Raw genomic sequence first — 21,210 nt, forward strand, 5'->3', positions numbered from 1 at the left:
CAAGAGCAGAAAACGACTAAACGATGAAACGGTACAGACACAGGTCATCAGGCGGCAATCGGGTAATTACATCTTCCGGCGCGGCAAATATACAGCGTAAGCTTACTGTTGGCGAGACAAATGACCCAATGGAGCACCAGGCAGATGAGATGGCCGATAAGGTTATGCGCATGCCAGAAAGGCCGTTGGTTCAGCGTCAGGCTGATGACACGGATGATGAAGATATCAAACGCAAGCCGTTATCTGGCCAAATCTCCCCTTTTATACAGGCAAAAGGCGATGGTGGCGGAGCTGCCAGCCCCGCCGTTACAAATGGTATTGCGGCTACCAGGGGCGGCGGCAAATCAATGGACGGTAGCACCAAATCTTTTATGGAAAGCCGGTTTGGAAATGATTTTTCTGACGTAAATGTACATACCGGCGATTATGCAGTGCAGATGTCGAAAGAGCTAAATGCCCAGGCTTTTACAGTTGGTAATGATATTTATTTCAATTCGGGGAAATACGCCCCGGAATCATCAACTGGAAAACATTTGTTGGCGCACGAGTTAACGCATACCATACAGCAGGGGAAATCAATAAAGCCAAAAATTCAAAAACAGGGCACTGAGGATGATTTAAAAACGCCCGGCAAACTAACCATGCCAAAACTGTTGCCAAACCTGCCCGACTTTGGCGTTCATTTAGGCGACTACAAATTTAACACGGCACGGCCGGCCCCGCTAAATTTTCACCGTCCGCTTTTTAAATTTTTACCTCCCGTAAGTCTTCGGCTTACGCCGTCTCAAATCCGCAACATCATAGGGGTGTACAGCCCCGACTTTTTTGCCGCTATACCCGACATTCCACAGCCCGATAATGATGGGTTGCGGCTGGGTGGCGATCAGTTTATGGATATGTTTACCGGCAATAACCAGATCACAGCGGTTGCCCGCGGCCTCGATTTTTATAATATAAAAGGTTTAAGTACCGTTTTTGATGCATTGGATATTTTACACGAACCGGGTGTAACGTTTACGGCAGCAAGGCCCGGATCGGGCACGCTTAACTCGGTTCAATTTGGCATATCACTGCTCAATTTCCATTACGGAAAAAAAATAGAGTTTGCCCCGGTGCAGCTGGGCGTTGATACAGATGCCGGAGTTACTTTAGGCTCGCAGGTAGAATTACATACGCCCGATCCCCATTATTCATATTTTTTCAATTTCGGCTACACTGTGCAACCAGGGCCTAAGGGTACTTACCAGTTTAACACAACCGGTATATCGTTTTCATTTTTTCCGCATTTCTTAAATCCTTAACAATAGCTTTAAAACAGAAAGAAATGAGAGAGTACCGCAGTAAAGCAACTAATCAAAATTCGGCTACAATGGTTGCTGCCGGCTTAATTCAGCGCAAACTATCTGTTGGCGAAACAAACGACCCGATGGAGCATGAGGCTGATGCTATGGCCGATAAAATCATGCGAATGCCCGATACACCACTCCTGCAGCGGAAGGCATCCGGTTCCCCAAATGATTACGACGACGATGAGCATGTTCGCCTAAAGCCGTTGGCAAATCAAATTACGCCATTTATACAAGCTAAGGGCAATAATGGTGGCGTTGTGAGCGACTCCGTCTCGAACAAAATAAGATCGGGCATGGGCGGAGGAAGTACAATGGACACAGGCACCCGCAGTTTTATGGAAAACCGCTTCGGGACGGATTTTAGCGATGTGAAAATTCATAACAATACCGAATCGGAACAGTTGAGCCGGTCGTTAAATGCAAAAGCCTTTACCGTAAGCAACAATATATATTTTAATGGCGGTGAGTATCAGCCCGAATCAAATTCGGGTAAGCACTTGCTGGCGCATGAATTAACGCATGTGGTACAGCAGGATGGCAAAATCCGGAGGCAGCAAAACACGGCTGCCCTTGCGCAACCAACGCGTACGTATGGCCAGTTAATAAGCGAATTTTACCAGAATTTCACGTCGGGTCATGAAAATGATAGCGTTGCTTTGATGGAGCCGCTGCTAAATACCATACCGGCCGCATCTGTTTTAGCCGACGCCGGCGACCTGATGAATTTCATGGTTCGCCATCAGCAATTTGATCTGGTTGAAAGGTTGCGGCAAATGGTGATGACAGAATGGCAACGGAGGTTTGCAGCATTAAATCATGCTGGTGTGCCGCAATATACCAGCGCCGGGGCATTTGGAACTATTGGCCCTGAAACATTAACTGATTTTGCAACCAATTTGGCAAATGCCGGCGATCACAATAATGCACTCCCGCTTTTCATATCAGCGTTTATTATGCTGCAAATTCAGCTGATAACTATTTCAGACTCCAGGCTTGCCCATAATGCCGCCACCGCACCCTCAACAGTTCAGCAAATGGGGCCTTATCTGGATATGTTCAGGATGATGAGTTATCAAAACGAATCTGGCATTATTGAAAAGATGAGGTTGATAGCCAATTTTTATTCAGAAAAAGAACGACAAGCTATAATTCAAAACAACACCGCACTTGCCAGCCAGATGCAGGCATTTAATTTAAGGTTGAGAACCGCGCTGCGAAGCAACGTGATACTATCGACCACAAATGCTACCACACATATTGCTAATAATAGCGCTATAACTGCAGAGGGGACCGTTGGAAATCAAAACGGGCATGCCGGTTTTATGTTGCATGGGGTTAATCAACGCGACGAATTTCTGACACCTTTGGCAGGAACGCCCAGGCCGGATCAGCTTGATGCTCAGCCGTCGTACACCAGCACAATGCATGATTTGCTGGAAACCATTATAGGACAGGATGAATTTACCAAGGAATTATATACGCATGCCAGTATAAGGGCCGCATTTGGTGTGCGTCCTATTGATTTGGGTAACCGGGCCACCCGGGAACGAATATGGGCACTGCTTTATAATGATTTTTTGAGCCAGCCTTACACCGGTTGTCCAAATGCATTTTGTTCATTACTGCGGTTTATCGAGCGATATCTTACCCATTTTACTACACATACCGAGTATAATTTCAGGGATTTTGGGATGAATTACCTTGATACAACCTTCCCGAGAGACTTGTTGGGCAGGGCTATGCAGGATTGCGGAGTGTATGCCGTAACAGTGGCTTATGAATTATACCATACCTTCGGCCGGATTTCTCCGCACGTAAATGCCATTTTCCAGTTATATCATACTATGGATCATGCAATGCTCGCCATTGCCGATACAGCCAACAGTCAGTTGTATATTTTGAGTAATAATCAGATAACAGGTCCGAAGGCTTATTCCGGGCCGGCGGACTTTAACAGTGTTGCTTCGGGAACAGTTGGCAACGTATATGGGGGATTAATGGGGGTCGACCAGCTATTTTCTCATGGTGGTCGCACCAGCCGGTTAGACACCGGCATGACCGACAGAAATTTCCACGATGGTATATGGCAGCGTTACCAAACCGGTGCAAGACTACATTTTGGAACCGACCCCATGGCGCCGGGCGAAACGAGGACCGCGCAGCAGGTAGAGGAGCAAACCCCGCAGCATTATTATAATGAGATGAGGTTGTTTAATACCGAAGGAGGTAATATTCACCACGATATAGCTAATTTACTAACATCCTTAAACGGCCAGCCGGCCGCGCGGCAAAACCAGCTGATAACGGCCAGTTTGCCCGGCCTTACTGCAAGGGCGGCCACCTTATTGCGGATTTTCAGATACTACACCAACAATCCTGGTATTACAGGGCTTGCACCCGGTAACAATGTGCCGATGGAGAGAGTAATGTTTTTAACCGGAGGCGTTAACAATAAGCCGCATCCATTGGTCAGGGTAGCAGAGGTATTGTTGTTGGCTCAGCACCAGGGAGCAACACTAACCCCACAACAGCTGGACATAATTTCGACACTGCAAAACCAAACAGTGCTGCCGGCATGGAGCAGGGAATTAAATGATTATGCTACGGCACAGTTTCCTGTAAATTTTTGACAATTGAATAATTTAAAACAAATAAGATAAAAAAGGCCGGTATATGCACGAATCCGTTTCCATAGCCAATCAGACCCAGAACAGCCCAACCGCTGCGGCTAACGAAGTTTTGGCTGCAATTGACCAGCAGCCTGATCCGGAAACACAGCTGATAGACAGGTTTCCCATCCAGTTGAAACTTTCTGTTGGGGCGCCCAATGATCCGTTGGAGCATGAGGCCGATGCCATGGCTGATAAGGTAATGCGGATGCCCGACATGGCCTTTGTTCAAAGCAGATCAGCAAATGGCGACGAGCAGGCACAACTAAAGCCAATACCGCCTGTTGCGCCGTTCGGTTACCATAAATCAACATCAATTGGCCCCGATGATGACGACTATGAGCCTGTACAGCTTAAGCCCTTAGCCAGCCAGATTACACCGTTTATCCAAACAAAAGGCGATACAGGCGGCGTAGCAAGCGACGCTGTTTCCAATCGCATAAAATCAAGTATGGGCGGTGGCAGTTCTATGTCGGGCGATACCAAAAGCTTCATGGAGAGCCGGTTCGGTACGGATTTCAGCGACGTAAAGATCCATACCGGGACGGAAGCGGCACAATTAAGCCAATCACTAAACGCCCGGGCATTTACCGTAAGTAATAATATCTATTTTAATGACGGACAGTACCAGCCGGATAACGATTCTGGCAAACATTTACTTGCCCACGAGCTTACGCACACCATACAACAGGGAAGCAGCGTAAAAAGGAAGAGTTTCATTCAGCGGGCAACCGCTGGCGCCGCTCCGGTTGTGCCTGCCAAAGGAAAAATTGCCAAGGCGGTTCCAAAATCAAAAAAAGCAACACTGGCAAAGCCGATCGATACCAAAAAAGAATTACTGTATGTTCCGGATATCCAGGTGCCCGATTTAAAATTGAATGTAATACCGGTAGATACCAATAATTATGGCTTCAAAAAAACAACGCGGTCGGATACCCATATAACCAAATGGAACAATGCCGCAATCACCGGCGGAAAGTTCAGTAAAAATTTTAAAGACAAAGTAGGGAAGGAGATACCCGCCGAAAAATCAGCGAAAACTTTCTTCATGCGGCCAAAATCCGAAGTGGGTACCGACGGGAAACCAAAAGGAGCATCAGTAAAACAACTGATAACGGGCGACGAAACCCAGATAAGGCAGAGCATAACCAGGCCATTCTGGGATATAACGGGTGCTATTGTTAATGATGGTTTTGATGTGGATCACAAAGTGGAACTACAGTTGGGTGGTATGGATGACCTGCCTAATTTATGGATGCTGGAGGCTGCAACCAATCGTTCGTCAGGTTCAAAAATCAATGATGAAATAAATACAAAAGTGAGTGCCCAGTACGCTTTGGTATCCGATGCTAAAGTTGTGCCTACACCCGAGGAGTTAAAGAATATAAGAAATAATTATACCATAACTGCAGGTACGCTGAGCGGCGGGATGGCAACAGACGGAGATGGGCGGGGCTGGGAGCTTTCGCAAATAAAAGACGGCGAACATCTTGACGGGCTGGCGTTTATTTCGCAGGACGACGAAGGCAGAAAAAATCTTGCAAAAAGCGACACGCTCAGCCTTATTCTCAGTCAAAGATTTGGGGTAACTAAGAATTTTCCCTGGGATCCAAAAAATCCACCAGCAGCCATTAACAAAAACGTGGGTTTTATCAAAAAGAATGGTACCAGTTTAAATCTCAGTACCATCACTTATAACCACAAGGACGAAGCAACCATCATGAGTGAGGGATCGGACGGGAAAGCTGAAATCTCTGCATTTAAAGGCAACGTGTTTGTAACGAAGGAATTAAACACCAGCGTTGACATTGAAAAAGTTCCAGGCCTGTATGGCGGCCGGCTAAACGTAAGCCAGGCAAAACAAGCTATTTCTAAAGATATTAAGGCAAGAGGCTTTAGCCCGATTATTATCGATGAATTGGATATCAATGATACCGCTGGCCTTGTAGGCTCTGGTCGGATCATAACTGATGTTCCCCTCATTAAGGGTTCGGCAATTAAACTGGTGCTTGATGAAGATGGCGTTAAGATCAGCAAAACATTCAGTTCAGGCGAAATTAAGCTTCCGCCGCCTTTTAAAGTGTCCGATACGTCATTGGAAATATATGCGTCAACAGATGGTATTGGCATTAAAGGAGAGGCCAATTTTGAAATAACCAAACTTGGAAAGGGTAAACTGACAGCAAAGGCCGATTCGGCAGGGACATTTGCCCTCGCCGGTTCGTTCGACTTCGACTCAAAGACCTTTGATCCGGCACGCATTGAGGTTAACTATCTGAATGGGGAATTATCGGTTAAGGGCGAAATTGGTATTCCGGAAGGTAAGATAAAGGGTTTAAAATCTGCCCATATAACGGTTGGATATGCCAGCAATAGCCTGACCGCCGATGGCAGTGCCGAATTTAATATTAAAGGTATCAAGCAAAATAAAGTAACCATAAGTTATGAAAAGGATTTATTGGTAATTGCCGGCGATTTTGAGGTTGATAACAGTATCCCGGGTGTAAAAAGCGGTGGCGGCAGCCTGAAGGTTACCCGTGGCGGCGATGGTAAATACCATATATCGGCCCGGGGCCATGCCGAACCTGATATACCTAAAGTTAACCCCAAACTCAGCATTAGTTATGACGATGGCGCCCTTACGATGGAGGGACAAGCCGATTATAAAGCAGATAGGCTGTCGGGTACGGTTACCGTAGGAGCAACAAACCGTACATTGAATGCCGATGGCGAGCCAACAGGCGCACCGGGAGATCATTTTAACGTTTATGGAACCGGACAGCTTACAGTAAAGATAACCGAATGGCTGCAGGGAACCGCTAAAGTAAAGCTAACGCCTAATAAAGAAATTGAGGTGGTCGGACGCCTGGAAGTTCCTAAACCCGTAGACTTTTTTGACAGAAAATCAATTAACAAACCTCTTTTTCATCCTCCCGAAGTACAGATACCCATATTTGCCATACCGCTTGGAAATAAGAGCATCGGCTTGGTTGGTATAATTAAGGGGGGACTTGATTTTGACGCGGGAATTGGCCCGGGACAATTGAGGGATATTTTTGCCGAGATAAAATATAATCCTTCGCGGCCCGACGATACAACCTTTAAGGCTGGGGCGCAAATTGTAATACCTGCCGATGCCGGCATTACCTTGAGCGCCTATATGGGCTTAGGCGTTAGTGTCGCCATCGCCAGTGTTTCGGGTGGCATTAAAATTAGCGGCAGGCTGGGGCTTGGTGGTGAAGCAAAGGCAAAGGCCGAAGTGGGCTGGTCGCCAAAAAACGGGTTTACACTTGATGGTTTAGGCGAAATAAATGTTCATCCTCAATTCACATTTACGATAGATGCTTTAATCCTGGCATCGTTGGATTTGTATGTAACCAGCTATGACCATGAATTCAAAAAAGAACTTAAATCATTCACTTTTGGCCCCAATATGGAGGCAAAGGTGGCCATGCCGGTTCATTACAAGCAAGGCGAGGAATTTAAAATTTCGAAAGACGATATCCAGGTAACCTACCCGCCAATTGATATACCCGAAATAGCCAAAGGGCTGGGCGACAAAGCGAAGGAAGCGATATTTGGCTAATAACATAAACCGTTTTAAGCTACAGGAAGAAGATTTTATTTTTCAAATTTAATGGTGGGCAGGAAGGTTTCATTCATCCTTGTATATTTGATACACCAATGACTCTTTACATGAAAAAGCTTTTCCTTTTAGTAGCAGCAGTTGCTGCATTAAGTTTCAACTGCTTTGCTCAAAAAGCAACAAAACCTATTTACGATGCAGCGCTTGCCAAAAAACTGGGTGCCGATAAATATGGGATGAAAAAGTACGTAATGGCCTTTTTAAAGGAAGGGCCAACCCGCCTTACAGATTCGGCAGCGCGTGTGCAATTGCAGATGGCTCACTTAAAAAACATTTCTAAACTGGCCGATGATGGCAAGTTGGTTGTTGCCGGGCCTTTTTTAGATGACCAGCCTGTTAAAGGCATTTTTATTTTCAATGTAGAAACCATCGAAGAAGCAAAGAAGCTTACCGAAACCGACCCGGCCATAAAAGCGGGTTCGTTAATAATGGAGTTGCACCCCTTTTATTGCTCGGCTGCTTTAATGGAAGTAGTGAAAATTCATCATACGCTCGAGAGCGCAAGTTTTTCTGATTAAGGCGATGGAGGTTAACGAAGTTATAGACCTGCTTAGGCAACAGGCCAGCCCCGCTTATTTGGCCGGCATGCAGCGTTTTGGTATTGATAACTCCAGGGCGCTTGGCGTTAAACTCCCGAATTTGCGTAAACTGGCCAAAAGCATAAAAAAAGATCACCTGCTGGCGCAGCAACTTTGGGATACAGGCATTCATGAAGCCCGAATTATGGCGTCATTGGTTGACGACCCTACGATGGTTACCGAGCAGCAAATAGATAACTGGACAAGCGACTTTTACTCCTGGGACATATGCGACCAGGTATGTGGTAACCTTTTTGACCGTACCCCCTTTGCCATAGCCAAGGCCATTGAATTTAGCGCACGGGACGAAGAATATGTTAAACGTGCTGGTTTTGTTTTGATGGCCGAATACGCGATACACAATAAGTTGGCTGCCGACGATATTTTTATACCCTTTTTTGCCTTGATGGAACGCGAGGCCTGGGATAACCGCAACTTTGTAAAAAAGGCGGTAAATTGGGCATTACGACAGATAGGTAAACGGAACGGCACGCTGAAAATGGAAGCCATTGCAACTGCCAACCGTATTTTAACGCAAAATTACAAATCGGCTAAATGGATTGCCTCAAATGCACTAACCGAATTGGCATCCTATAAAAAATCCTTTTAAAGTCGTAAAATCGTCTAAAAAAACAACTTATCCGTTAGAAAAAAGTACTTTTTTGTCATTTTAAAGATTTTTTGCAACTTATTTAAATGCACAACACTTAAAAGTATTATTTAAGTTCCATTTTTTGCATAAAGCTTTAAAAATCAGATTTTAACTCATAAAAATTGACATTATTTATTAGGATTTTTTAATAAATGCCTGAATTACAAGTAGGTAATTTATTTTTTTGTAATTGTCAGTATTAGAGTGGTTTATATCATTCCAAACATTATATTTGGAATCCCATAATTAATAAAAAAATAACAAGTTTAGTTTAAACATAAACAACCATAGGTTGTAATTTAATTAATTTTGTAATTGTGGCACATATTTTACTAAGAGCATAGCGCATTAGCTAAGTAAATGAGGTTATTTAAGGTATGAGTTTTTCTGAAGGGCACAAATTTTCTGACGATAGCAAGCAGCACCTTGCTCAAATCATCGATAATATAAACGCCGGTATTTGGGAATATAACGTTACAAGTAAAAATATTAAATGGTCTGTTGGCTTTTATACCGTTTTGGGATATGAGCCCGACGAAATAGAATGTTCCAACCATGTGTTTTTCGAACACATACTGTATCACGATGATAAAACCGCTTTTCTGGCGGCCCTGAATGGTCAACCATCAAACGCTGCCACACCCCTATATATTAGATTGCTTACCAAAGCATCTGGTTATCATTGGTTTGAAAGTACTGTAAAAAGATACAATGACGAAACCGGGCAAATAATTTACGGGGCAATAATTAATGTCAACAAATATAAGCAGGCCCAGATACAGGCTGCGCATGATGACCTGTTTTATAACGAGACCCTTAAAATTGCCAAATTGGGCGGCTGGGAACTAAATACCCGTACCATGGTTTTATCGTTATCAAAACAGGTGTATGATATTTATGAGCTGCAAAATCATGTCAAGCTTTCGCTTGATGAAGCTATCAGTTTTTTTGAACCTCCATATCGTCCGGTAATTAAAAATGCCATTGATAATGCCATGGAATATTGTCAGCCTTATGAGTTGGAATTGCTTTTCAGAACGGCAAAAAACAATGTAAAATGGGTAAAGGCAAAGGGGATACCCGTTATTGATGATTTTGGAAAATGTATTACCATAAGGGGTATTATACAGGATATTGACAATAAAAAGCGAAAGAACCTGGCATTGGAATCGTCGTTAAATTTACTGACCGATCAAAACCGTCGTCTTCAAAATTTCGCCTACATTGTATCACATAACCTTCGGTCGCACACGGGCAATTTGCAATTTATGGTAAAGTTGTACGACGAAACAGAACTGCCCGATGACAGGGCCGAAATTTTATCGCACATTAAATCCATTAGTGATAGCCTGAGTTCAACAATTGAGCATTTAAACGAAATAGTTCAAATTCATACAGAAATTACCAACGAACGCACAGAGATTGACTTTGAAACGCGCTTTAAAAATATCATATCGGCACTAAAAAGTAATATTGAAGCGCTTGATGCCACCATAGAGTATGATTTTAGCAGGTGTCCGCAGGTAAATTACATTCCGGCTTATATGGAGAGTATTTTGCAAAACCTGCTTACCAATTCGCTAAAATACAGTTCGCCAGACCGGAAGCCGGTTGTAAAATGTTATACCTTAAAAGAGCGCAGCCACATTTACCTGATTTTTGAAGATAATGGGATAGGTATTGATATGGAGCGTTTTGGCGATAAAATATTTGGTATGTACAAAACCTTTCATCAAAACCCCGATGCAAAAGGTATTGGGCTATTTATTACCCGCAACCAGATAGAGGCACTGGGCGGCACCATTAAAGTAGATAGCACCGTAAATATTGGCACAAAATTTACTATTAGGCTGGTATAAATAGTACCAATTTAATATAAAGCAAATGACAGCAGAGCAGGATGCCGTGAGGGTGTGCTTAATAGATGATGACCAGATTTATACTTTCGGGTTCAAAAAAATGATTAGTTTAAAGGGGATCAATAGCCGGGTAATTAATTTTGGCGACGGATACCAGGCTATTAACTGGTTAAGTAATCCGTTGAACAGTCAAAATTTACCCGATGTGATATTCCTTGATATTAATATGCCCAATATGGACGGCTGGGAATTTCTGCACGAATTTGCGGAAATAAAACCCCGGCTGGGCAAAAAAATCACAATTTATATGCTCAGTTCGTCTATCAACCTGAACGATATTTATCGGTCAAAAAATATTGCTGATGTTGAGGATTATATTTTTAAGCCTATCAATGAATACCAGCTTAACAGCATATTTGATAGTATACGGCATGAAATTGACAGCCGAAGATTTAAAAACGGGACTATTTAGGTTCTGCTTTTAAATCTCCGTTTTTTTTCATTGATTAGGTTTACACCACCATATATCGTTATTCGATATAGCTTTCCAATATTTTGAAGCCACCGGTAGTTTCCAGTCCAATTTTATCGATGCTTTTTGGCAGTAAGATGCACTCACCCATTTTTACAGGGTAGGTTTCGCCGTTATAGGTTACGTTATAAGCGCCTTCAACGCAAACATGTACCACAAAGGAGTCAAGCGACGAATAATCTTTCGCGGTGCTTTTGTCAAAATCAAGTATGTTGGTAGTAAAGTAAGGGCAGGTTACCAAATGAACCGTTTCGTCTTTTTGAGGTTGATATATGGTTTTATACTCCGGGTAGTGTTTGTAGTCTATTGCAGCCAGGGCTTCCTCGGTATGCAGTTCGCGTTTGTTGCCTTTATCATCAACCCTGTCAAAATCATAAATACGGTAGGTGATATCAGATGTTTGCTGAATTTCGGCAATTAACAATCCTTTGCCAATTGTATGCACACGGCCTGCCGGTAAAAAGAAAACATCGCCTGCGGTAACATCCTCTTTGTTCAAGATATCCATGATATGGCCACTGTTCAGCGCGTCAACGTACTTTTGCTCGGTCATCTCCTGGTTAAAGCCAGCTATCAGTGTCGAACCCGGATCGGCTTCAATTACGTACCACATTTCGGTTTTGCCAAATGAGTTATGGCGTTTTTTGGCCAACTCGTCATCCGGGTGCACTTGAACAGAAAGATCATCATTAGCATCAATAAACTTGATCAATAAGGGGAAAATATTGCCAAAATGAGCATACACTTTTTCGCCAACAAGCTCGTCTTTATATTGCTCCAGTAAATCGGCTAATGATTCGCCATCCAGCGCGCCGCCGTTTACCACAGATACATCAGATTTTACGCCCGAAAGTTCCCAGGTTTCGCCGCAGTTTGGCAAGCTGCCAAAGTCTTTATGCAGATACGTGTTAATCTTTTGACCGCCCCAGATCTTATCTTTAAATATGGTTTTAAATTTTAATGGATATAATGCCGACATAGTAGTGTTGTTTTTTGAAGCGCTAAGTTAAAAGTTAAATATAAAAAGCCTGAAATAAAATTAAATCAAGGTAAGATATTGAGCTTTTTCAGTCAATTGATAACAAACAAAAAGCCCGCTCTTTTAAAGAACGGGCTTAAATATCAACTGCTAAAAGGTTATTTACCCAATTTAGCTTTCAGGTTTTCGTCAATTGCTGCCAAAAACTCTTCGGTGTATAAATAATCTGTACCGTGCTCAACTTTTGGTTTAATGGTGATGGCCAAATCTTTGGTCATTTTGCCACTTTCAACAGTTTCAATACAAACTTCTTCCAAAGCTTTACAGAAATCTATCAGTTCCTGGTTTTTATCTAATATACCACGGAACTCCAAACCTCTTGTCCATGCAAAAATAGATGCAATAGGGTTGGTTGATGTTGGCTTACCAGCCTGGTGCTCGCGGTAATGGCGGGTTACTGTACCATGCGCAGCTTCGGCTTCCATTACGGTACCATCGGGTGTAACAAGCGTTGATGTCATTAAACCTAATGAACCAAAACCTTGTGCTACGGTATCTGACTGTACGTCGCCATCGTAGTTTTTACAAGCCCAAACAAAGTTACCGTTCCATTTTAGGGCCGATGCAACCATGTCGTCAATTAAACGGTGCTCGTAAGTAATACCTGCTTCGGCAAATTTTGTTTTGTAATCGTTTTGATAGATCTCTTCAAAGATATCTTTAAAACGGCCGTCGTATTTTTTAAGGATGGTGTTTTTGGTTGATAAGTATAAAGGCCATCCTTTCATTAATGCCTGGTTAAAACAAGCGTGTGCAAATCCTTTGATAGATTCGTCGGTGTTGTACATAGCCAACGCCACGCCATCACCTTTAAAGTTAAACACTTCAAATGATTGCTCGGCGCCACCATCTTCAGGGGTAAAGGTGATTGTTAATTTACCTTTTCCTTTGGTAACAAAATCAGTAGCACGGTACTGATCGCCAAAAGCATGGCGGCCAATACAAATAGGGGCTGTCCAGTTTGGTACCAAACGTGGTACGTTTGCCATAACAATCGGCTCACGGAAAACTGTACCATCCAAAATGTTACGGATAGTGCCATTTGGCGAACGCCACATTTGTTTTAAACCAAATTCTTCAACCCGTGCTTCATCAGGAGTGATGGTTGCACATTTAATACCTACACCATATTTTAAAATAGCATTTGCGGCATCAACAGTTACCTGATCGTTGGTTTCATCGCGGTACTCAATACCCAAATCATAATACTTGATATCCAGGTCAAGATAAGGGATTATCAATTTGTCTTTGATGAATTTCCAGATGATCCGGGTCATTTCATCGCCATCCAGCTCAACTACCGGATTTTCTACTTTAATTTTTGACATAGCTGACGTTGTTTCTTTATTTTAATGGCTTCAAATATATTAATTTGAGTTTATCAAACTAACTAAATAACACATGAAAATAATTGATGGCTGTTTAATGACGATTTATTGAAACAGTTTATTGTTTTTATAAACTTTGATGCTATTTTTATAAAATTAAACGTTATTACCCTAACGGGCTGTCAAACCAAAGCCCTGTTACTTGTATTATGATAAAATTCGTCGCTAAAACCGTTCTGATAATAACCCTTTGTACAATTTCCCTTTTAGCTAAAGCACAGGTTGGATATGATTATGCCCAATATGATGTTGGTACGGCGGTGGGTGTTAACGTTGCCGCTATGGCCGATGTAAATACGTTCACGGTTACGCCATCGGTGCACTTTAATTTTAATTACAACCAAAGCCCTTTTGTGAATTACGTATTTGAGTTACAGGTTGGCCGTTTAGAAGGCGGAACGCTGGAGTCATCGTCGGGCAGGAAATTTGAAAACCACTTTACAGCTTTTTCATTCAGGGGGCAATTACAGGCCGGTGAGTTTTTGGATTACTCGTCAAGTCCGTTCATGAATGTGATGAAAAACTGGTACGCCTCGGCGGGCATTGGCTATATAGTGAACAATATAGTATACAGAAGTGATGATAAGCGTGGATATGTTATACCCGGCGACTATCATGCCCAGGTGCCCTTTTTGCCTGTAAGGATAGGATACGAATTTAAACTCTATAATCAATATAGCCAACCCAGCGTAAGAATTGATTTGGGGTACCAATATAACTTTATATTTAGCGACAATCTTGACGGCTATAGCTCGAGCGCTGGTAACAACGATGCTTACGCGCAATTTACCATTGGTGTAAAATTTGCCATTGGCGGGGTTACCTCATACCGTAAACAAATTCATTACTAATACAGCAAGTAAGCGCTTAATTTTTGCATTACTGCCGGCACCTGATATTATACGCGATGTTGTTTTTTTGGCAAGGTTTTTACTGTACCTTTAATTACAAATTACAAAATCTATGAACATTCAAAATATCAATCCCGGCGATGAAGATGACGATGCATTAACCGATAATGCCAGCGACCGCGACCTGACACTGAAAGATGAACTTGGCGAAACTATTGACAAGGAAGACCTGAGTTATAACGAAGAAGAGGACAGCTTTGAATACGATGTAAAAAGTGACGATCCGGATTATGACCATCCGGATCCGTATAAAACATCAGTAAAAAATGGCGAGGACATGAACTCCACGTACGATGAAGCCAACCCTTATGATGCGGCAGATGGTGAATACGCCAGTAAAAGATCTATCGAAACAGATGTTGACGACCTTGGCATGCATATTGACGACGGCGACATTGTTGAGGTGGATGCCGCTGATGCCGCGCTTGCCCATACACCCGAAGATGATAGGGACGATTTGGATGAAGAGGGGTATCCTAAGAATATTTAAGTTTTGAGTAATGAGTTTTGAGTGGTAAGTTTAAAAAACAACTCAAAACTCATTGCTTAAAACCCAAACAACTTTATTAATCAAAATCAAGATTAAAGCGATTGCGCAAATCCATTAGCTCGGGGTTGCGGGATGCCATGTACTGAAATTTTTCTATTGAGGTATAGGGCTTGCGCACAACTTCCTGTTCATCTACGCGCGCATTTACCTCGATAGTAAAGTTGTTTAGCTTACTTCTCAAAAAATTATGCATCTCTGGCCGCTCTTCTCTAAATAAATTTTCCTGTACTTTATTGCCCACCAAAATTTCAAACTCGTATGGCCTTATCATCCGCGGCGCATTTGAGGTAAAAATGGTAACCAGGTTTTTTTTACCATCGGCTTTAACTTTAGCGGCAAAATCACTCCAGTATTTTAAAAAGCTATCCATGGTAAAATCATCCCTGGAATCGCCTTTTATATAGGGGTCTTCTTCTTCAAGTATTTCCTCTTCTGTTTTAGCGGTATCTGTTAACGATGGAGTTAGCGTACTCCTTAGCGGCATAATAATTTTAGGCTTTTCAGCAACAGCTTCTTTTATCTGTGCAACCTGATTTACCGGCGCGGGCTGCCCGTTAGTTGTGGGAACTGTTTTGTTGATAGCCTTCGCATCGCTTAAAATCGGCGCTTCATTGGCTAAATTAACAGCCGGCGGAGATGTTATTGCTGGGGTATCAGGTTTTTTTTTTAATCCCCCATCTGCGATGGGCGTTGCGTTAAGTGGCGTGGTAGCCATATTAAAGGCCGAAGGCAGGTGGCACATCTTGAGCAATGCCAGTTCAACCTGTAATCGTTGGTTTTTACTTAGCTTATAGCTAATATCACATTGGTTAGCAATATTCATGGCCGATAGCAGGAACGATACCGAGCCTGCCTGCGATTGCTGTAAGTATTTATTTTTGATGCCCTCGCTTACTTCCAGCAACTTTAAAGTGGTTTGATCTTTACTTACCAGCAGGTTACGGAAATGTTCGCTTAAACCGGCAATAAAATGAGCTCCATCAAAACCGCGCGACAATATCTCGTCAAAAAACAACAGCACTTTGGCAGTGTCCTCTTTGAGCAGGCTTTCTGTTATATTAAAATAGTAATCGTAATCAAGTATGTTCAGGTTGTCAATAACCGAACGATAGGTAACCTTACCACCCGAGAAACTCACTATCTGGTCAAACATTGATAGCGCGTCCCGTAATCCGCCATCGGCCTTTTGGGCTATAATGTGCAGGCCATCGGGTTCGTAACTGATATTTTCCTTGCCGGCAATAGAAGCCAGGTGGCCGGCCATATCATCAACCCTGATGCGGTTAAAATCAAAAATCTGGCAGCGGGATAATATGGTAGGCAGTATTTTGTGCTTCTCGGTAGTAGCCAATATAAATATGGCATAATGAGGCGGCTCTTCCAGTGTTTTCAGGAAAGCGTTAAAAGCCGCCTGCGATAGCATGTGCACCTCATCAATAATATAAACCTTATAGCGGGCAGCCTGTGGCGGTATGCGTACCTGTTCAATAAGGCTCCGGATATCATCAACCGAGTTATTGGATGCCGCATCCAGCTCATGTACATTAAAGGAATTGCCATTTTCAAAGGCTTTGCAACTTGGGCATTCGCCGCAAGCTTCTCCATTTGGCTGTAAATTAGTGCAATTGATGGTTTTAGCCAGGATACGTGCGCACGTAGTTTTACCAACACCACGCGGCCCACAGAACAAAAATGCCTGTGCCAGCTGGTTGTTTTTAATAGCGTTTTTGAGCGTATTGGTTATGTGCTGCTGACCAACAACGGTTTCAAAAGTAGCCGGGCGATACTTACGGGCCGAAACAATGAAATTATCCACAGCACGAAGTTAGCAAGAAAATGGCTTATGTTAAAGAGGCAAACGGGCTATTGTTAAGATAAAATTACCAACACTATTGCAAATCATCATCAGGCAGGTGATCATCATCGTCCGGGTCACGTCTGTCAATATTATCCTCTGCCCGTATTTCATCCAGATCACTTTCGGCATCAAGTTGGTCATCAAAATCTTCATCGTCTTCGTCGTCCCAATCGCCTTCAATTCCATCGTTATCCCGTGGCGAAAATGAAAACAGATCGCCAATTAAAATTTCGCTTCCCAAAAACGCCATAAATCTTATGTTTTATAAAACATGCTAATCTAACATTCTTAATTTACAAGAATGATTTTGATGCCTTTAATATAATGCCAAATGAATTATAAAGTAAGCTTCCATGGTCGTAGCCAATATCATACCCAATGCTATATCCGTTTTTTAAGGGCCTCAGTGCGCCAAGGTAAACCGAATACTCATTTACTTTTTTAAATGCCCCATAATTACTTGGATTTTTCACCTCCCCGCCTACACTAAGAAACTGCTCGGTACCCGTCTCGAATGTTCCCTGGTTTTGCGAATAGGATAATTTACCTGTGTATAGCCAGTTAAACAAGAATACTTGCGTTGCCGCGTGCAAGGCAAGCACGCGGTTATTTATAAAAAACTGTTTTTCTGCCGAGCCCAAATTGTGTTTGGCATCATTGATAGTTGTTACAAACGGCGTACCCAGGCCTAAATCCTTATATGACCAGCCTTCCAGGTATTCATAATTATTATAATAATTCTCGGCGCCCGAATGCGTGCGCTTTGAACCTAACACACCGGCCTGGTTAGCAGTATACAAAAACTCGAATAAAAATTTATTCCAATGAAAATTACCGTTTTGGGGTTGGTTATTAGTTATCCTGATGCCATTTAACCCATCTGCAATATTGGCAAGTGAACTTAGCGCCCCTATGTCATAAAAACTTTGGCGATATAAGAATACTGTAAGCGCGTCAAATTTATATTCGGCGCCCAAATCTATCGACCCTAAGTGATTACCAACTTTTGATTGCCCTTTGTATGTTTTACCCAAAAGTACATACCAATAAGTTTCTGGCTCCGAGAGGTTAAAGTAATTACCAAATACACGTTTTTCGTCGCCCCATATGGCCTCGTGGTTGTAGCCCGCCTGAAATTTGAATCGCCAGGAAGGTTTGCCAACTCTGATATAAAGATCGTTTTGCAGGTAATAGCCTTTAAAATCGGCCGGCTCTTTTACATACTTAGCTTTAACATTGCCTAAATATCCGCTTGCCAATGCCCCCTTTATGGCAAACAACTTTCCAAAAATAGGGAGGCTGTAATAATTAGGAATACTTATACTTACTTTGGGGATGCCTAACGCGTTTCCAGATATCGGGAATGATCCTGAGGATAAAGTAGAATCAACCAGGCCGACAATATCTTTTGAACGCCCGGCTTTTAACTCAACAATACCTGCATGAGCTTTAACAAATCCTTCAATCAGTATAAACTGACTGGTTTTGCCTGCGTTGCCCCTTCCTTCAAATGAAGCGCCCCAGCCAAAAGTTTTGGTGGTATCGTAATCTTTTCGGATTTTGCCAATCATGCTCCCTGAAGTGCCGGGGAGTGGGATACTGCCGAATTGATTTGATCTTAACCAAAAAGGTACCGTGCCGTTGGTAGTTTCAATACCCTGGGCTTCTAAGCTAATGTGAACATCTTTTTCCTGGGACCGGGCTACCGAATAAACGGAAACTAAAGCTGCAAATAGAAATATTTTCTTCATATAACGATGTCTGATTATGTTAAGGGGGTGGATAAAAACACAACTTTCAATTGCAACTTTTACATTCTATAAATGAATGCATTAACAAAAAACTAACGTTAACGTTGTTTCTTTACTTAAAAGAACGAAAAAATCAATTCTATCGATAAAAATTGAAATCTATATCATAACAAGATTTTTTCTAAATTATTGTTTTAAGAAAGTTTTAACTTAGGTGAAATATTTATTTACGCCTGTTGCAGGCTTATACATTTTCCTGTTTTTTTGTTTAATAAAAACAGGGGATAATAATGCTGTTTACGCATTGCTTTTTTAAATATTATCACTACATTTGCAGCCCCGTAATAGCGGGTAATTAATTAAAAATCAAAGTATAATAATGCAACAGTACGAAATCGTGATCGTTCTAACCCCGTTGTTATCAGTAGAAGTTGCTGCCGAGGCTAACGCCAAATACAGCAAAATTTTAACTGATGGCGGAGCCGAAATTGTCCAGGAGGATAATTGGGGTTTGAGAAAATTAGCGTACCCTATTCAAAAAAAGACTACAGGGTACTATCACTTAACTGAATTTAAGGCTCCGGGTGAATTAATTAACAAATTGGAGGTTGAATTAAGGCGCGATGAGCGTGTTTTGCGTTTCCTGACCATTGCTTTAGATAAGCATGCTGTTGCGTACAACGACAAAAAACGCAGTGGTGCCTTTAACAAGAAACCTAAAGCAACAGAGGAGGCTTCAAAATAATGGCAAACGAACAAATTAAATACGTTACCGCTCCAAAAGTGGAGGATAACCGTAAAAAATACTGCCGTTTTAAAAAGAATGGTATTAAGTATATCGATTACAAAGACGCTAACTTTTTATTGAAATTCATTAACGATCAGGGTAAAGTATTACCACGCCGTTTAACTGGTACTTCATTAAAATTCCAGCGTAAAGTGGCCCAGGCTGTTAAGCGTGCGCGCCACATTGGTTTATTACCTTACGTTACAGATTCATTAAAATAATAGGAGATTTAAGAAATGGAAGTTATTTTAAAACAAGATGTAAAAAACCTGGGTGATAAAGACGATGTAGTAAACGTTAAACCAGGTTATGGCCGTAACTACCTTTTACCTAAAGGCTTCGCCATATTAGCTACACCAAGCGCACGCAAAGTTTTAGCTGAAAACCTGAAACAAGCTCAGTTTAAACAAGAAAAAATCCGCAAGGATGCTGATGCAATTGCAGCCCGTTTAGAAGGCGTTAAACTTAACATTGGCGCTAAAGCCGGTGAAAGCGGAAAAATCTTCGGTGCTATCAATACCATCCAGGTTGCTGATGCATTGAAAAAAGAAGGTTTTGATGTTGACCGTCGCCGTATCACCTTTGATCAGGAGCCTAAGTTTGTTGGTGATTACATCGCAAACATTAACCTGCACAAAGAAGTTAAGGTACAAGTTCCTTTCTCGGTAGTAGCTGAGTAATTTATATTTCGGAATTTGGAGTTTCAATTTCGGATTCTGAGTTAATTTTTAGAATTTTAAAAGGTGTTTTGCATTGCAAAACGCCTTTTTCATTTTATAGAAACTTATTACAATAGTGCAGCGCAATTACAACTCATCAAAATTATCCAACTCAAAGCCGGGTAAAAAAAGTTCAGTATCAAAAAGCAGGTTTAACGGCATATTTAAGCTTGTTTTCCGGATTTTTAAGCTGGGATTTATACTCTTCTTCGGGCTTAGTTTATTTGGCGTGCTGCTGTTTCGGTTTGTGCGCCCGCCCTTTACCTGGCTGATGATTGAGCGCGGCTTTCAGCAAAAGGCCCGCGGTGTAGATTGGAAGATAGATAAGCAATGGGTTAGTTTCGACGAGATATCTGACAACATGAAGCGCGCCGCTGTAGCTGCCGAAGACCAAAGCTTTTTAGAGCACCATGGTTTCGATTTCCATGCAATAGAAAAGGCAATTGAAAAAAACGCGCACAGCAAAAAACTTATTGGCGGCAGCACCATATCGCAGCAGGTGGCAAAAAACGTTTTCCTGTGGGAAGGCCGGTCGTTACTACGTAAAGGAATCGAGGCTTATTTTACCGTGCTGATAGAAGTTTTCTGGAGCAAGAAACGCATCATGGAGATGTACCTGAACGAGATTGAAATGGGCGATGGTATTTACGGTATCGAAGCCGCATCACAGGCCTATTTTCATAAACATGCTTCGGAGTTAACCCGACATGAGGCAGCGGCTATCGCAGTGATATTCCCAAGTCCGCTTAAGTGGTCGGCCACAAATCCTACAAGGTATTTAAAACACCGGCAGTATCTAATCATGAAAAATATGAAAAGGCTGGGGCCGCTGGATTTTTAAGCCCCCTAACCCCCTGAAGGGGGAACGAAAGTTCGTGAAAAGACATGTTAAATGTAACTGTTGTTCCCCCTTCAGGGGGCT

18 protein-coding genes are annotated in these 21,210 nt (G+C 42.3%); 13 read left to right on the forward strand and 5 right to left on the reverse strand.

Annotation, left to right across the window (positions count from 1 at the left end; translation table 11 throughout):
• The first annotated feature begins 23 nt into the window (after positions 1–23).
• From AC1RM2_RS23410 to AC1RM2_RS23440, 7 genes are all read left to right on the forward strand, one after another.
• The gene (locus AC1RM2_RS23410; protein WP_492987554.1) at positions 24–1,301 is read left to right on the forward strand and encodes an eCIS core domain-containing protein; all 1,278 of its coding nucleotides are present in this window, start codon (positions 24–26) and stop codon (positions 1,299–1,301) included.
• Positions 1,302–1,324: 23 nt separating this feature from the next.
• Positions 1,325–3,979, forward strand: a complete 2,655-nt coding sequence (locus tag AC1RM2_RS23415) for an eCIS core domain-containing protein (protein ID WP_492987555.1) — start codon at positions 1,325–1,327, stop codon at positions 3,977–3,979.
• 43 nt (positions 3,980–4,022) lie between these two features.
• On the forward strand, positions 4,023–7,604 hold the full coding sequence (locus tag AC1RM2_RS23420; protein WP_492987556.1) for an eCIS core domain-containing protein: 3,582 nt from the start codon (positions 4,023–4,025) through the stop codon (positions 7,602–7,604).
• Between the two features lie 110 nt (positions 7,605–7,714).
• On the forward strand, positions 7,715–8,182 hold the full coding sequence (locus AC1RM2_RS23425) for a YciI family protein (RefSeq protein WP_492987557.1): 468 nt from the start codon (positions 7,715–7,717) through the stop codon (positions 8,180–8,182).
• A 4-nt stretch (positions 8,183–8,186) separates the two neighbouring features.
• Complete coding sequence (locus tag AC1RM2_RS23430; protein ID WP_492987558.1) at positions 8,187–8,852, forward strand: DNA alkylation repair protein; 666 nt, start codon at positions 8,187–8,189, stop codon at positions 8,850–8,852.
• A 419-nt stretch (positions 8,853–9,271) separates the two neighbouring features.
• Positions 9,272–10,753 carry a PAS domain-containing sensor histidine kinase gene (locus AC1RM2_RS23435; RefSeq protein WP_492987559.1) on the forward strand — a complete coding sequence of 494 codons (1,482 nt, stop codon included), beginning with the start codon at positions 9,272–9,274 and terminating at the stop codon, positions 10,751–10,753.
• A gap of 25 nt (positions 10,754–10,778) precedes the next feature.
• Positions 10,779–11,225: a response regulator gene (locus AC1RM2_RS23440; protein WP_492987560.1), complete on the forward strand. Its 447-nt coding sequence runs from the start codon at positions 10,779–10,781 to the stop codon at positions 11,223–11,225.
• Between the two features lie 58 nt (positions 11,226–11,283).
• Here AC1RM2_RS23440 and AC1RM2_RS23445 read toward each other — a convergent pair whose 3' ends face one another.
• Complete coding sequence (locus tag AC1RM2_RS23445; RefSeq protein WP_492987561.1) at positions 11,284–12,264, reverse strand: type I phosphomannose isomerase catalytic subunit; 981 nt, start codon at positions 12,262–12,264, stop codon at positions 11,284–11,286.
• Positions 12,265–12,422: 158 nt separating this feature from the next.
• On the reverse strand, positions 12,423–13,652 hold the full coding sequence (locus AC1RM2_RS23450) for an NADP-dependent isocitrate dehydrogenase (RefSeq protein ID WP_147056229.1): 1,230 nt from the start codon (positions 13,650–13,652) through the stop codon (positions 12,423–12,425).
• 209 nt (positions 13,653–13,861) lie between these two features.
• Between AC1RM2_RS23450 and AC1RM2_RS23455 the strand changes: the two genes are divergently transcribed.
• On the forward strand, positions 13,862–14,563 hold the full coding sequence (locus tag AC1RM2_RS23455) for a hypothetical protein (protein WP_492987562.1): 702 nt from the start codon (positions 13,862–13,864) through the stop codon (positions 14,561–14,563).
• Positions 14,564–14,675: 112 nt separating this feature from the next.
• Positions 14,676–15,113: a hypothetical protein gene (locus tag AC1RM2_RS23460; RefSeq protein ID WP_492987563.1), complete on the forward strand. Its 438-nt coding sequence runs from the start codon at positions 14,676–14,678 to the stop codon at positions 15,111–15,113.
• A gap of 76 nt (positions 15,114–15,189) precedes the next feature.
• Here AC1RM2_RS23460 and AC1RM2_RS23465 read toward each other — a convergent pair whose 3' ends face one another.
• The 3 genes from AC1RM2_RS23465 to AC1RM2_RS23475 all read right to left on the reverse strand — a co-directional run bounded on the left by AC1RM2_RS23465 (position 15,190) and on the right by AC1RM2_RS23475 (position 18,782).
• A complete protein-coding gene (locus AC1RM2_RS23465) occupies positions 15,190–16,989 on the reverse strand; it encodes a DNA polymerase III subunit gamma/tau (protein WP_492987564.1) in 1,800 nt (599 codons plus the stop codon).
• A gap of 73 nt (positions 16,990–17,062) precedes the next feature.
• Positions 17,063–17,281 (reverse strand): hypothetical protein, encoded by a 219-nt coding sequence (locus AC1RM2_RS23470; protein ID WP_492987565.1) that lies wholly within the window; start codon positions 17,279–17,281, stop codon positions 17,063–17,065.
• A gap of 43 nt (positions 17,282–17,324) precedes the next feature.
• On the reverse strand, positions 17,325–18,782 hold the full coding sequence (locus AC1RM2_RS23475; RefSeq protein ID WP_492987566.1) for a capsule assembly Wzi family protein: 1,458 nt from the start codon (positions 18,780–18,782) through the stop codon (positions 17,325–17,327).
• A 379-nt stretch (positions 18,783–19,161) separates the two neighbouring features.
• On the opposite strand from AC1RM2_RS23475, the gene rpsF reads away from it, so the two are divergent.
• The 4 genes from rpsF (at position 19,162) to mtgA (ending at position 21,129) form a co-directional block, all read left to right on the forward strand.
• Positions 19,162–19,527 (forward strand): 30S ribosomal protein S6, encoded by a 366-nt coding sequence (gene rpsF, locus AC1RM2_RS23480; protein WP_492987567.1) that lies wholly within the window; start codon positions 19,162–19,164, stop codon positions 19,525–19,527.
• Entirely contained in the window at positions 19,527–19,790 is a 264-nt protein-coding gene (gene rpsR / locus AC1RM2_RS23485; RefSeq protein WP_022833472.1) for a 30S ribosomal protein S18, read from the forward strand. The genes rpsF and rpsR overlap by 1 nt, the downstream gene beginning before the upstream one ends.
• Before the next feature lie 15 nt (positions 19,791–19,805).
• Positions 19,806–20,249 (forward strand): 50S ribosomal protein L9, encoded by a 444-nt coding sequence (rplI, locus tag AC1RM2_RS23490; protein ID WP_090652334.1) that lies wholly within the window; start codon positions 19,806–19,808, stop codon positions 20,247–20,249.
• Positions 20,250–20,364: 115 nt separating this feature from the next.
• Complete coding sequence (gene mtgA, locus AC1RM2_RS23495; RefSeq protein WP_492987568.1) at positions 20,365–21,129, forward strand: monofunctional biosynthetic peptidoglycan transglycosylase; 765 nt, start codon at positions 20,365–20,367, stop codon at positions 21,127–21,129.
• Positions 21,130–21,210 lie beyond the last annotated feature (81 nt).

The sequence above is a fragment of the Mucilaginibacter sp. GW822-FHT03E02 genome, from assembly GCF_058801545.1.